This window comes from Shinella sp. G-2, assembly GCF_050172695.1.
Lineage (GTDB): Bacteria > Pseudomonadota > Alphaproteobacteria > Rhizobiales > Rhizobiaceae > Shinella.
In genome coordinates this window covers 25,085-38,776 of record NZ_JBBEYH010000035.1, presented here as the reverse complement: position 1 = coordinate 38,776, position 13,692 = coordinate 25,085, and the positions used below count along the sequence as shown (strand labels likewise).

The window sequence follows — 13,692 nt, the reverse complement described above, 5'->3', positions numbered from 1 at the left end:
CTATGTCGGACGGCTGGAGGACAGCCAGAATGTCGGCAAGCTGGTCAAGCATCTCGCCGCGCTGCCGAAGACGGCCAAGCTGACCGAGACGCATCCGACGTCCTACCGTCCGTGGGGCGGCTATACGTCGGTGCTGAACGGCGAGCGGTTCCAGGTCAAGCGTCTGTTCGTGACGCCGGGCAAGCGGCTGTCGCTGCAGAAACACCATCACCGCTCGGAGCACTGGATCGTGGTGCGGGGCACGGCGGAGGTGACGATCGGGGACCGGACCATTCCGCTTCGGGAAAACGAATCCGTCTATATCCCGCAGGGCGAGGTGCACCGGCTTGCCAATCCCGGCAAGATCCTGCTGGAACTCATCGAGGTGCAGACCGGCTCCTATCTCGGTGAGGACGACATCATCCGCATCGAGGACGAGTTCGGAAGAGGGTGAGCCTGTCGGCTAACGCAATCGTGATGCGGCCGCCCATCGGGCGGCCGTCTTGCTGATTGTAACGGCCGCAGGCTTCGCGTATTGGGATGGACGATGACGACACGTCTTTTCCGCGTCGGCGCCTGGCTTGCCCTGATCGCCATAATCTTCGTCACGGTCTCGCCCATCGGCCTTCGACCGCGCGACCTCGTTTCGACCAATTTCGATCGCGCCGCGGCCTATGCCGTGCTGTCCGCGCTGTTCGTCTTCGCCTATCCGCGTCGTCGCTGGATGGTCGCCGCCCTGGTGGTTCTGGCCGCGGGCGGCGTCGAGATTTTCCAGTTCCTCTCGCCGACGCGCCATCCGCAGCTTATGGACGCGGCGGTAAAGGCCGTCGGCGGCATGACCGGCCTCTTCGCCGGCATCCTGCTTCATACGGGCGCAGCGCGGTTTCTTCCCGACGATCAGGCCTGACGCCCGACGCCGTCAGGTGAGCCGGTAAAGCTGGACCGGCCGTTGCGGTGCACGCCGGATGACGCCCTTGGCCTCGAGGTCGAGTTGAACCGCCTTCATCCACCAGCCCGCCTTCTGCCCTTCGGGGAAAAGGTCTCGCGAGAGAAACGGCAGGAGTGCCTTCTGCGTGTCTGCGACGGTCAGGCCCGGCGCGGTGTCCGGCAAGGCGGCAAGCAGGGCCTCGCGCATCGCCATGTATTTCGCCCGGTCGACCCGCTCGGTGCGGCCGGGGACGTTGATGTTCTCGATTACGATCTTCTCGGATACGGTCTTCTCAGGCATCGATCTTCCCCGCGATAGCGATTTTCGGATTGCGGAAGCCCATGGCGATCCAGGCGGCGAGAAGCTTTCCGTAGAAAGCAACCGTATGGGTCTTGAGGTTGGGAATGTCGGCAGGCAGACGGGCGCGGTCCTTGAGGTCGCTCGTCATCGTCCGCAGGGACGGCTTCGGTCGCGCCTCCGCCGGCCAGAGATGCAGATAAAGGCTCAGCCAATGTGCGCCTTTCATCTCCAGGAACAGCGGCGTGTTGCAGCAGGTGGCAACGACGCGGCGCGATCCGGAGGTCGGCGAAAGGCGGAACTCCCGCATCGTCTCGGCGCCGGAGAGGATGTCCACCCGGTCCTTGCGATATTCGGCGCAAGGCGTCGCGTGGTAGCTGGTCAGCGTGCTGCGTGCGCCGGGCAATTGCGCCAGCCTCTCGGCCGCCGCCCGGCAACTGTCGCACAGGCATTCGCAAACGAGGATCGGGGCGCCCCGTACCTCAAGACGCGTGTGCCCGCAGGTGCAGGCGATTTGGGTCATGCTGCTCATGGTCGTCATCCTCCGTGACATGAAACAGGTGCCGGATGTATCGCTCCAGATGATCGAGGCTTTCCCGCGCCAGCGCGGGGTCATTACCGGCCTTCGCCAGGACGAAGCCGCCCTGAAGAACGGCCTGCGTATGGCGGGCGAGGCTTTCGGCGGTCCAGTCCGCGGTGATGCCGCGGGCCTGGCGCGCCATTTCGATATCGGCCTCCAGCGTCGCCGTGTGGCCGAAGATGCTGCGACCGCAGGCCTCGCGAATGCCGGGCGCGCTGTCGTAGACCTCCTGCGCCATCGTTCCGACGAGGCAGGTGAATTCCTTCAACGTGCCGGCGATGATCGCCTTGCGGAAGGCGACATAGGCGAGCACACGGTCCAGCGGATCGTCGGGCGCGTGATAGGGCGCATCGGCGAAGAAGGCCGACGTGGTCTCGCCCCAGAAATCGGCGACCGCCACGCCGAGAGCCTCCTTGCTCTCGAAGTGATGGAAGAACGCCCCCTTGGTGACGTTGGCGGCCTTGCACAGGTCGTCGACACTCGTCGCGGCAAAGCCCTTTTCCCTGACGATGTCGCGCGCCGCCTCCAGGAGCCGGGTTCGAGCATTGCCACGTTCGGGCGATTGTTTGGTTGGTCTGGACATGCATTTAACATACCAAACGGTCGGTATGCGTCAAGCGGAAATTCTCCGCCCATCGGCGCACCGCGGCAACCGCCTTTTCAAGCGGCAGCACAAACGCACAGCGCCCCTCGAAAGGGGCGCTGGCTCTGTCCTCGGACAACGGGCAGGGAGGGTCGGCTTATCCCTGCGAAGGCTGCCAGTCGGCAGAGGGGATGCTGTTGATCATCCACGGCACGCCGAAACGGTCGATCAGCGAGCCGAAGCCCGGAGACCAGAAGGTCTCGCTGAACGGCATGATCTGCCGGCCGCCTTCGGAAAGCGCATCGTACCAACGCTGCGCCTCGGCCTTGTCGGCCGTGTGCAGCGTCACATCGAACCCGTTCTTCGGTTTCTCGATGTTGGGCGCCCAGGCGGAATCCATATCCGCTCCCATCAGGGCCTGATCGCCAACCTCCAGCCAGCAATGCATCAGCCAGTCCTTGTATTTCGGATCGGTGATCGGCATTCCGGGCGGGGCTTCGCCATAGGGAAAGGCAGCGGTGATCTTGCCGCCCAGGACTTTGGCGTAAAACGTGAAGGCTTCGTGGCACTGCCCCTGAAAGCTCAGGCTCGTTACGATCTTCATATCGGCTCCTCCGTGATTGATGGTTGATATCAACGTAACTTGCCGGGCCTGTCAACCCGAAAGGAATTGGCGCGCCCGGTCAGGACGCGCCGAACGGGTCCGTCGGCCCCCTGGACGGTTCGGTGAACCAGCGCGCGCCGTCCGCCGCCATATAGATGTGGTCTTCGAGGCGAATGCCGAATTTGCCGGGGAAAACCAGCATGGGTTCGTTGGAGAAACACATGCCCGCAGCAAGCGGTATGGCATTGCCGCGCACGATATAGGGCTCCTCGTGGATCTGCAGCCCGAGGCCGTGGCCGGCGCGATGCGGCAGGCCGGGCAGCCGGTAGTCGGGGCCAAGGCCGTGCTTGCCGAGAACGGCGCGCGCCGCCTCATCGAGGCTGGAGCAGGGTGCGCCAAGCCTTGCCGCCGCGAAAACCGCTTCCTGTGCGGCCCGCTCGATCGCCCAGGCATCCTCGAAGGCACTGTCGCCGGACGTCAGCTTATAGGTGCGCGTAAGGTCCGAATGGTAGCCGTCGATGCGGCAGCCGGTATCGACGAGGATAACGTCGTCCTCGCCAAGCACCTGATCGCCATCGGCGCCATGCGGCAGCGACGTCGCCGCGCCGAAGGACACGATGCAGAAGGTCGAACCGCCGGATGCGCCGGCAACGCGGTGCTGCTGGTCGATGAACTTGACGACATCGGAGGCGCGCATGCCCGGCTTGAGCATGGCGTGGACCTGCCGGTGCACATCGAGCGTGAGGTTCATGGCATATTGGATGAGCGCGATTTCGGCCGGCGACTTGAGGCGGCGAAGACCGTTGAGGAGCGGCCCACCGTCCCGCAACCTCTCCGCGCCGAGCTTTGCGGCCAGCGCATTGTAGAAATAGAGCGGCATCGCATCGTCGAGCGCCAGCACGCCCTTGTCACCGAGCAGGCGGGCGATAAGCGCTGCGCTGCTTTCCTCCTCCTGCCATTCGACAATATCGGCCGCAAGGTGGGGCAGGGTCTCGACACGGCTCCGTTCGAAACCCGGCGCGATGTAGTAGAGCGCCGTCGGCGTCACGAGCGCGCCCAGGAAGCGTTCGCTGGCATGCCAGACGAGGCCCGTGCAATAGCGCAGGCTCTCGCTCGGCCCGAGCAGCATTCCGCTAAGCCCGTTGGCCTCGATCAGACGGCGCAGGTTGGAAAGGCGCGCCTGCCTTTCGGCCTCGGTGATCCGGGGAACAGGGTGCTGCCAAGACATGCTCGAAATCTCCATGAACGACGTAAGGTTAGGAGTAGCCACTCCACCGCCATCATGTCGACAAGAAAAATGCAGAAGGCGGCAGGAAACGTCGTTTACCCACCGAGCCGCCGCTTCAGGCCGTCGATGATGCGTCCCGCAAGCGCTTCGTAATCCCCATCGAAATGGTGGCCACCATCGATGCTGATCGACTCCACGCCGGAGGCTTTCAGCGTCGGGCAGGGATCGTCGTCCTCGTCGCTGCCATAGATGCACTGCACGTTCCTGGCGTCGATCTTCGCGATGTCATCGACCGGATCGCCCCCCGCGCCGGCGCCTGCAACGCCCAGCCAGCCCGTCACCGAAATCTCGTAGTCGACCTGGCGGGAGAGCGCCATCAGCGTCACCTGCGGCACGCGTTTCCTGTCCTCCGGCGTCAGCAGATTGTAGGTCGCCGGCAGGATGTCCGCGCCGAAGGAGTAGCCGACGAGCAGCACATGTTCGACACCCCACTCCTTGCGGAAGGCCTCGATGATGCGCCCGAGATCGTCCGCCGTCTCCTGCGGCTTGCGCTCCGACCAGAAGTAGCGCAGCGAATCCACGCCCACGACGGGAATGCCGCGCCGCTGCAATGCCCCGGCAACCTCCTTGTCGATGTCGCGCCAGCCACCATCGCCGGAATAGACGACGGCCATCGTATCGAAGGCGGGCTTTGCCTTCAGCACGGTCAGCGGCAGACCGAGCGGCGTATCGGCATCGCCGGCCGCATCCACCCGATCGGCAAGCGCCTGGGACAGCGCGTCCGTCGCTGATGTATCGACGTCGCGTGCGTCGATATCGGCATGGGCCTGCTTCAGCGTCGCGACATGGTCGCGTCCGGCCTGCGGAGCCTTGCCCGTGAACAAGACGGTGACCGGCGCCGGTAACGCCCCGTCGGTGAGACCATAGACCGTGCGACCGTCCGCCTTCGTCTTGGAGGCCGGCGTGCAGAGAACCTTGTCGAGCGGGATGCCGGCCTCGGGATCGACGGCGATGGCCTCGCCCAGCGTTGCGGCCGGGCTTTGCGCGATCATGGCGAGCGCTAGCGCGCCGCCTTCACCGATACCGGCGACGATGGGCGGGCTGTAGCGCGTCGCGCCGCCCGCACGCTGGACCTGATGGGCGAGCGACTCGACGTCGGAGACCATATAGACGCAGTCTCCGTCGTCCGCCTGCAAGGCCTTCAGATAGCTTGGAAAATCGATGCCGATGACGGCCGCGCCCTTGTCCGTCAGCGCAGCCGCTGCGGTCTCTTCGTCCGCCCCCCAGCCGGCGGCATCGGAAATCAGGACGATGCTCGCCTCCGGCTCGCCCTCCGGCAGGAGGATATGGCCGGAGGGGATCATGCCGGTCGTAAACGCCTGCGCCGGCTCCGCGGCGACGGCTGTAGCGGACATTGTGGAGAGCAGCAGCCCGGCGGCTGCAAGACAGGACAGAACCTTCATTTGGAAATCACTCCCTTGACACCACCGCCGATGAGGAAGGTCACGTCCATCAGGGCGAGCGCCGCCCCCGTACCGTTGGAGACCGCAAGATAACGCGGCTCCCAGCGGGGGTGGAACTTCGACTTGAAGGCACGCAGGCCCTTGAAATTGTAGAAGCGCTCGCCGTGCTCGAACAGCGCGCCGCCGACCCGGTCCCAGACCGGCGCCGCCTCGCGCCGGGCCATGCCGGAAAGCGGCGCCATGCCGAGATTGAACTGCCGGTAGCCTTCCGCCTTCAGATATTCGAGAATGCTGGCGAAGAGGAAATCCATCGTGCCCTTCGGGGCATCCCCGGCAAAACGCATCAGGTCCACCGTCGCTTCCGCCCGGGTGTCCGTCACCATCAGCGTGGCGAAGGCGACGATGCGGTCTTCCAGCCGCACCACGGCGACCGGCTGCGACAGCACGTAGCCTTCTTCGAAGGCGCCGAGCGAGAAGGTCTTTTCCTTGGCATTATGATGGGCGAGCCAGCCATCCGAGACGGCCCGGAGATCGGCGACGAGCGTGCCGAGCGCGTCCGGCAGCACGACCGAAAAGACGAGCCCCTCGCGCAGGCCCCGGCTATGGGACTGGCGCAGATTGGCGAAGCGGCTGCCCTTCATCTCGAAACGGGCGAGATCGACGACCGCCAGTTCGCCGAGCTTGAAGGCGCGAAGCCCGACATCCGCGCAGGCCGCCAGCAGGAGCGGCGAGATCTGGTAGAAGGCCGCGCGCCCGCCGCCGGCCCGCGCCGCGCCGACGAATTGCCAGACGAGTTCGGAAAACTCCTCCTCCAGCCCGACCGGGTCGGCAAGCGCGATCCAGGACCGGCCGTGGATGCCGTACATGATGTAGGATTTGCCGGAGGGGGAGAACAGCAGCCGCTTGTCACCCATGCGCACGAGATTGGCGTCTGCCATGTCCTGCGCCATGGTGATCGCGACCGCCTGTTCCAGCTCCGCCGCACTTGCGCCGTCGGTGCGAAAATGCGCCGGCCGCAGCAGGCTGAAGAGGGCGAGCGCCGAAGCGGCGATGGAAAGACCGAGCAGGGCGCGCAGGCCGCGCGGCGCCTCCTCGGAAAATTCGAACTGCCACCAGAGTTCGTGCGCATAGTCCGTATCGCGGTAGACGAAAAGCAGGATGACGAAGGCCGTCACAAGGATCACCGCGATCGCCGCGAGCCAGGACGGTCCGAGCGCCTGCTTGAACAGCGAACTGTGCCGGTCGAAGGCGCGGACATTGGCGAGAAGCGCCACGATGAAGAGCGCCAGCAATGCCGCCTCGAACACCGCGACGGCCTTCAGGAACGCGAAGGCGAAGGCGACAGAAGCGCCCGCAAGCGCCACCCACCAGGCCCCGTCCAGCCGCTGGCCGAGGCCGCGCGCAGCGACGATCAGAAGCAGCCCGAGCAGGCTCGACAGGAAATGCGCGCCCTCGATGATGGGCAGCGGCAGATAATTCGACAGGAAATCGAGGTCGGAATCCGGCGTCGGCACGACGCTCGAAAAGATCAGCATGGCGCCGAGAACGAGCGAGAGCGTTGCGATCAGCGCCGGGGCGAGCTTGCCGGCAAGCTGCGCGGCTTCCGCCACACCCGGCCGCAGCGCAAGTTGGCGCATCTCCGTGATCAGCAGCAGAACGGTCGCCAGCAGCAGCGGCAGCACATAATAGATCAGCCGGTAGAGCACGAGGCTGCCGAGCAGCTGGTCGATGCCGATGGCATTGGAGAGCCCCGCCATGATGACCGCCTCGAAGACGCCGAGCCCGGCGGGAACATGGCTCAGCACACCGAAACCGATCGCCACCGCATAGACGGCGAGGAACGCCGGCCAGCCGACATGGGTTTGCGGCAGAAGGACATAGAGCACCGACGCGGCGGCGGCGATATCCATGGCCGAAACGAGGAACTGGCGGGAGACCGTGCGGCTGTCCGGCAGGCTCAGGCGAAGGCTGCCGATGCCCACCGTCCGGCCATTGCGGCCGGCATAGAACACGGCGAACAGCGCGACGAGGATGACAAGCGCGATGACCCGCAGCCACAGGGCGTCGATGCCGAGGATGCCGGCGACGCGCGGCGCGACGGCAAGGGTGGCGAGCGCGCTGACGGCGAGCAGGCCCAGCCCGAAGGACAGCGTGACGAAGGCGATGACCCGCGCGATCTCGCCGGGCGAAAGGCCGAGCCGAGAATAGGCACGAAAGCGGATCGCCCCGCCGCTGAGCGGGCCGAAACCCACCGTATTGCCGACCGCATAGGCCATGAAGGCCGTCACGGCGACGGAGGGAAAGGCCGTCTTGCGGCCGACATGATCGAGCGCGTTGCAATCGTAGAAGATCAGCGCCAGAAAGCTGAGGCCGGTAAAAATTGCGGCAAGCGCGATCGCGCTCCAGGAGGTCTGGGAAAGCGCGTCCAGAACCTCGTCGTAGCGCACCTCCGCGGTGAGCCGGTAAAGGCCGAAGGCCACGAGCGCAAAAACGAAAAGGCTTGCCGCGCCGAGGATGTAGAGCCGATATGTCAGGAAAAACTGGACAATACGTGACGCCCGATCCTCGGTAACCACACTGACTTCATCCGACATGTTCCGACTCGCGCTGAGGCAATGGCCGCATCCTAGCCCCGGATGTGGCAAATATCGGACAAGTTTGGCGGGCTCAAAAAAATGGGGCGGCCCGGCGCATTCGTCGCACCCGGCCGCCAACAAGGGTCAGGCGGCGCTGGCGTAGCGCTGCTGCCTCTGCGGTTCGTCGAACTGGAACTCGGCGAGCAGCCCCTTGAGATTGGTGCTTTCCTGCACCAGCGTCAGGTTGCATCCACCTGCATTCCCGTCATGCCGCGGCGACCATGCTCGCCTCCTGCACGAAATGGCCGGGCGACACCTCGCGATAAGTCCGCTTTGGCGCGACGTAGCCGTGCGGGCGCAGCGGGCTCTTGATTTCCTCGGTGAGCGGCGGCGGCTGATGGCCGCGACGAGCTGGATCCGGGATCGGTACCGCCGAGATGAGGCGTCGCGTATAAGGATGCTGCGGATTGTCGAAGATCGCAGTGCGCGGGCCGATCTCGACGATCTCGCCGAGGAACATGACGGCGACGCGGTGGCTGACGCGCTCCACGACCGCCATGTCGTGCGAAATGAAGAGATAGGCGAGACGATGCTTCTCCTGAAGGTCCAGCAGAAGATTGGAGACCTGCGCCTTGACCGAGACGTCGAGCGCAGAGACCGCCTCGTCCGCCACGATGAATTTCGGCTCCAGCGCAAGCGCGCGGGCAATGGAGATGCGTTGACGCTGACCGCCGGAGAATTCGTGCGGATGGCGCGTCGCCACCGTCGCCGGCAGGCCGACCTGCTCCAGCAGTTCCGCCACGCGCTCCTTCGCTTCCTTCCGGCCCATCAGGCCATGGGCCAGCATCGGTTCGGCGATCGCCGAGCCGATGGTGATGCGCGGGTTCAGCGAGGCGAAGGGATCCTGGAAGATCATCTGCGTGTTGCGGCGCATGGCGCGCAACGTCCCGGAGCTCGCCTTCGTCACATCCTGCCCGTCGATGACGATGGAGCCGTTGCTCGGATCGACAAGACGCATGATCGCACGGCCCGTGGTGGATTTGCCGCAGCCGGATTCACCGACCAGCGACAGGGTTTCGCCCGGACGAAGATCGAAGGAGACATTCTCGACGGCATGGATCTGGCCATGCGGCAGGGCGAAACGGACGGAAAGCCCATCGACCGTAAGGAGCGGCTTCACATCATCGGCGACGGGCTCCATGACCCGGCCGCCGCTCGCTTCGCCCGTCGCCGGATCGACATCCGGGAAACGGCGTGGCGCCGCCGCGTCGCCCATCGTGCCGAGGCGCGGAATGGAGGCGAGAAGCGCCTTGGTATAGGAGGCCTTCGGGGCCGCGAAGAGGTCTGGCGTCGCGCCGGTTTCGATCATGTCGCCGCGGAACATCACGACCGTCCGGTCGGCGACCTCGGCCACCACGCCCATGTCGTGGGTGATGAAGAGCACGCCCATGTTCTCCTCGCGCTGCAATTCGCGCAGCAGATGGAGGATTTCGGCCTGCACCGTCACGTCGAGCGCGGTCGTGGGCTCGTCGGCAATCAGCAGCTTCGGCCGGCAGGCCAGCGCCATGGCGATCATCACGCGCTGGCGCATGCCGCCGGAAAACTTGTGCGGATATTCGTGGAGACGGGACTTTGCCGCAGGAATGCGCACGCGCTCCATAAGCCGCAGCGCCTCGGCCTCTGCCGCGCTCCACGAGAGATCGCGGTGGAGCACCAGCGCCTCGGCGACCTGGTTGCCGATGGTGAAGACCGGATTGAGCGAGGTCATCGGCTCCTGGAAGATCATACCGATGGTGCCGCCGCGCACGGCGCGCATCTCGGCTTCGCTGGCCTGCAGGAGGTCGCGGCCTTCGAGCAGGATACGGCCCTCGCAGCGCGCCCGGCCAGCGGGCAGGAGACGCATGGTGGAGAGCGCGGTGACGCTCTTGCCCGAACCGGATTCCCCGACGATGGCGACGGTTTCCCCGGCATTCACCTGCAGATTGATATTGCGGATGACGGCACGCCATCCTTCCGCGGTCTTGAAGGAGGTCGATAGGTTTTCGACCGAAAGCACCGGCCGGCTTGCATTATCCGTTGCAGTCATGATCAGCTTTCCTTCGCAAGACGCGGATCGACCAGATCGCGCAGACCGTCGCCAAGCAGTTGCAGGGCAAGGACGGAGAAGACGATGGCGAGGCCCGGGAAGATCATCAGCCAGGGGGCATTGTTCATGTATTCACGGCCGGAGGCGAGCATCGTGCCCCAGGTCGGCATGTCGGTGGAGACGCCGACACCGAGGAAAGAGAGGCTTGCTTCGGCCAGCATCGCCGAGGCGAAGACGAAGGTGGCCTGCACGAGGATCGGCGAGGCGAGGTTGAGCAGCACGTGGCGCAGCAGAATCTGCCAGGTGGGCAGGCCCATGGCGACGGCCGCCTCGATATAGGGCAGTTCCCGCAGCACCAGCGTCGAGCCGCGCACGATGCGGGCAAGGCGCGGCGCATAGGTGATGCCGAGCGCCAGGATGACCGTCGTCAGCGACGGTCCGAGAGCGGCGACCAGCGCGATGGCAAGCAGGATATCCGGGAAGGACATCATGGCGTCGAGCAGCCGGGAGATCGGCGTATCGAGCTTGCGGAAGAAGCCGGCGGCGACGCCGAGAATGACGCCCAGCACGGTGGAGATGCAGACGACGCCGAGGCTGACGAGCAGCGAGATCCGGCCCGCATAGATGGCGCGGGAGAAGATGTCGCGGCCGAACTCGTCCGTGCCGAAGACATGCGCCAGCGACGGCGCCTTCAGCTTGTTGGCGATCGACAGCTTGTTCGGCGCATAGGGCGCGATCCACGGCGCAAGGACGGCGGCCAGCAGCACGAGGACGAGAATGATCGCCCCGAACAGGATGGCGCGGTTGCGGAAGAGGCGGCGCAGGGAGTGGAAGAGAGAACCGGTCATCAGAGGCGCACCCGGGGATCGACGAGGATATAGAGCATGTCGACGATGAAGTTGATGAGCACGTAGATCGCGGCGACGACAAGCAATGTGCCCTGAATGACGGGGTAGTCACGGCGCAGCACGGCCGAGACCACGAGGTTGCCGACACCCGGCAGGCCGAAGACCGTTTCCGTCACGACCGCGCCCGCCACCAGCATCGCGATGGAAAGGCCGATGACGGTGATGATCGGGATCATCGCATTCTTCAGCGCATGTTTCAGGATCACGCGGCGCTCGCTCGCGCCCTTGGCGCGGGCGGTGCGGACGTAGTCGTCACCCAGCACATCGAGCATGGCGGCGCGGGTGAAACGGGTGATCAACGCCGAATTGACGATGCCGAGAGCGACGGCCGGCAGCACGAGATGGTGCAGCCTTTCGAGGAAGGACGTATCCGGCCCGCCATAACCCGAGGCGGGGAACCACCCCTGGCCGACGGCGAACATCTGGATGAGCATGAGGCCCAGCCAGAAGCTCGGTACGCTCGCCGCCACCATGGTCAAAGTCACGACGACCTGGTCGAACAGCGTGCCGCGTTTGACAGCCGAGAGAATGCCGACCGGCAACGCGATCGAAACGGCGATCAGGATGGAGAAGAGGGTGAGGAAAAAGGTCGGCTCCGCCCGCTCGGCGAGCGCCGCCGTCACCGGCTGCCCGAGGAAGATCGACTGGCCGAGATCGCCCTTCAGGATGCCCAGAACGAACTGGCCATACTGGACGATCAGCGGCGCATCGAGCCCCATCTTGGTACGCAGTTGCGCGATATCCTCCGGGGTCGCATCCGACCCCAGCATCACGGCGGCGGGATCGCCCGGCGTCACGCGGACGATGACGAATACCACCGTCACGACCAGGGCAAGCACGATGGCCATGCCCCCCAGCCGCGTCAAAAGTGCCCGGACGATCCTTGCCATGTCTATCCCCTTACTTCTTCGGCGTTACGTTCCAGAAATGCGGCCAGTAGGTCGGCGTATAATCCGAGATACCGGCAGCGACGCCCGTGACGGCGTTGAAGTTACCCACCTTGAAGAGCGGCGCATCGTCGTAGATCACGGTCTGGATGCCTTCCCATGCCTTCTGCTTGTCGGCGTCGGAAACGGCGTTCATGTAGGTCGAGACGGCCGTCGCCTTCTGCTCGGAGACGTACCAGCCCGGATAGGTGTCGGTGATCGTGTTGATCGTCGTCGGGTCGCCCGGGAAGTTGGAATGGGTGATGAAGATATCCCATTCCTTGGGGTCGGCGCGGCGGGTCGTCAGGGTCGCCCAGTCCACCACCTGCATATCCACCTTGAAGCCGGCGGCTTCGAGGTAGGCCTTTGCCACTTCACCGATCTTGTAGTGGAATTCGTACTGGCGGCTGGTCATCAGACGCAGCGGCGTGCCGTCATAACCGGCATCGGCAAGCAGCTTGGCGGCAGCTTCCGGGTCGCCTTCGCCGTAGCGGGCGACGCCGGCCTCGGTGTACCAGAGGGAGCCCTTCGGGAAGATCGAGCCGTCGACGCTGAAGAAGCGCTCGTCGGAGAAGGCGGCAAGCATCATGTCGCTCGGGTTGAGCGCGGCCTGAACGGCCTGGCGCAGCTCCTTCTTGGTGAGCAGGCCTTCCTTCATGTTCATGTTGAGCGAGGCCCAGCCGGTGTTCTCGTAGATCACGGGCTTGGCCGTGCCGCTCGCCTCGACGCGCTCATAGGCGCTGACCGGAAGCGAGTCGGCGAAGTCGAACTGACCGGAGATCAGGCCTTCCACACGGGTGTTGGCGTCAGGAACCGGAACGAAGCGGATTTCCTTGGCGATGGCGACGCGCTTGCCGGCATAGTTGCTCGGCTCTCCCTCGGGCGACTTGTAACCGTCGAAGCGCACGAGCTGCGTGTACTGGTCGGGCTTGCGTTCCTTCAGGGCATAGGGGCCGGTGCCGACGAACTCGGTCAGCGTGTCGGCGATCTTTTCCGACGGCATGATGACCGAGGCCTGCGAGAAGGTCGCGAGCAGCGGCGCATAACGCGACTTCAGCTTGACGACGACCATGTTCGGGCCGTCTTCGGTGAGGCTTTCGACGACTTCGGCGACCTGCTTGCCTTTGGAGTTGACCGCCATCCAGCGCGTCAGCGAGGCCGTCACATCCTTGGAGTCGAGGTCGCTGCCATCGTGGAACTTCACGCCTTCGCGCAGTGGAATGCGATAGGTGAGGCCGTCTTCGGAGATTTCCGGCATGGCGGCGGCGAGCAGCGGCACCGAACGCCATTCGCTGTCATAGATGTAGAGCGTCTCGAAAATGTGCTGATCGATGGTCAGCACGATGTCGGTCGCCGTCTGCATCACGTCGAGCGTCGGCGGTTCGCCGATGGTGGCGACGGTGAGCACGCCATCTGTCGTCTGGGCGATGGCCAGGCTGCTGGTGCCGCCGGCGAGTGCCGCCAGGGTCATGAGAACGATTGCACTTTTCATCTGTTTTCCTCCATTTGCAAAGGGTTGCCACCGGCTCCCGTC

13 protein-coding genes are annotated in these 13,692 nt (G+C 64.9%); 2 read left to right on the top strand and 11 right to left on the bottom strand.

Features of this window, described 5'->3' with window-relative positions; genetic code table 11:
• Positions 1–433: cupin domain-containing protein (locus V8U06_RS27470; protein ID WP_427143380.1), on the top strand; the 433-nt coding region annotated here is incomplete at its 5' end.
• Positions 434–526: 93 nt separating this feature from the next.
• Entirely contained in the window at positions 527–886 is a 360-nt protein-coding gene (locus V8U06_RS27465) for a VanZ family protein (RefSeq protein WP_427143379.1), read from the top strand.
• A gap of 12 nt (positions 887–898) precedes the next feature.
• On the opposite strand, the gene V8U06_RS27460 is transcribed toward V8U06_RS27465, so the two are convergent.
• The 11 genes from V8U06_RS27460 to V8U06_RS27410 form a co-directional block, all read right to left on the bottom strand.
• On the bottom strand, positions 899–1,207 hold the full coding sequence (locus V8U06_RS27460) for a DUF6958 family protein (protein ID WP_427143378.1): 309 nt from the start codon (positions 1,205–1,207) through the stop codon (positions 899–901).
• Entirely contained in the window at positions 1,200–1,736 is a 537-nt protein-coding gene (locus V8U06_RS27455) for a GFA family protein (RefSeq protein ID WP_427143377.1), read from the bottom strand. The genes V8U06_RS27460 and V8U06_RS27455 overlap by 8 nt, the downstream gene beginning before the upstream one ends.
• Positions 1,687–2,367, bottom strand: a complete 681-nt coding sequence (locus V8U06_RS27450; RefSeq protein ID WP_427143376.1) for a TetR/AcrR family transcriptional regulator — start codon at positions 2,365–2,367, stop codon at positions 1,687–1,689. Before V8U06_RS27450 ends, V8U06_RS27455 begins: the two co-directional genes overlap by 50 nt.
• 157 nt (positions 2,368–2,524) lie before the next feature.
• The gene (locus V8U06_RS27445) at positions 2,525–2,971 is read right to left on the bottom strand and encodes a VOC family protein (RefSeq protein WP_427143375.1); all 447 of its coding nucleotides are present in this window, start codon (positions 2,969–2,971) and stop codon (positions 2,525–2,527) included.
• Positions 2,972–3,050: 79 nt separating this feature from the next.
• Positions 3,051–4,199, bottom strand: a complete 1,149-nt coding sequence (locus V8U06_RS27440) for a M24 family metallopeptidase (RefSeq protein WP_427143374.1) — start codon at positions 4,197–4,199, stop codon at positions 3,051–3,053.
• A 95-nt stretch (positions 4,200–4,294) separates the two neighbouring features.
• Positions 4,295–5,662: an AcvB/VirJ family lysyl-phosphatidylglycerol hydrolase gene (locus V8U06_RS27435; RefSeq protein ID WP_427143373.1), complete on the bottom strand. Its 1,368-nt coding sequence runs from the start codon at positions 5,660–5,662 to the stop codon at positions 4,295–4,297.
• A complete protein-coding gene (gene mprF / locus V8U06_RS27430) occupies positions 5,659–8,256 on the bottom strand; it encodes a bifunctional lysylphosphatidylglycerol flippase/synthetase MprF (protein ID WP_427143372.1) in 2,598 nt (865 codons plus the stop codon). The genes V8U06_RS27435 and mprF overlap by 4 nt, the downstream gene beginning before the upstream one ends.
• Before the next feature lie 247 nt (positions 8,257–8,503).
• Complete coding sequence (locus tag V8U06_RS27425; protein ID WP_427143371.1) at positions 8,504–10,324, bottom strand: dipeptide ABC transporter ATP-binding protein; 1,821 nt, start codon at positions 10,322–10,324, stop codon at positions 8,504–8,506.
• A gap of 2 nt (positions 10,325–10,326) precedes the next feature.
• Positions 10,327–11,172 (bottom strand): ABC transporter permease, encoded by an 846-nt coding sequence (locus tag V8U06_RS27420; protein WP_427143370.1) that lies wholly within the window; start codon positions 11,170–11,172, stop codon positions 10,327–10,329.
• Positions 11,172–12,113 carry an ABC transporter permease gene (locus V8U06_RS27415; RefSeq protein ID WP_226922645.1) on the bottom strand — a complete coding sequence of 314 codons (942 nt, stop codon included), beginning with the start codon at positions 12,111–12,113 and terminating at the stop codon, positions 11,172–11,174. The genes V8U06_RS27420 and V8U06_RS27415 overlap by 1 nt, the downstream gene beginning before the upstream one ends.
• A gap of 19 nt (positions 12,114–12,132) precedes the next feature.
• The gene (locus tag V8U06_RS27410) at positions 12,133–13,650 is read right to left on the bottom strand and encodes an ABC transporter substrate-binding protein (RefSeq protein WP_427143369.1); all 1,518 of its coding nucleotides are present in this window, start codon (positions 13,648–13,650) and stop codon (positions 12,133–12,135) included.
• Positions 13,651–13,692 lie beyond the last annotated feature (42 nt).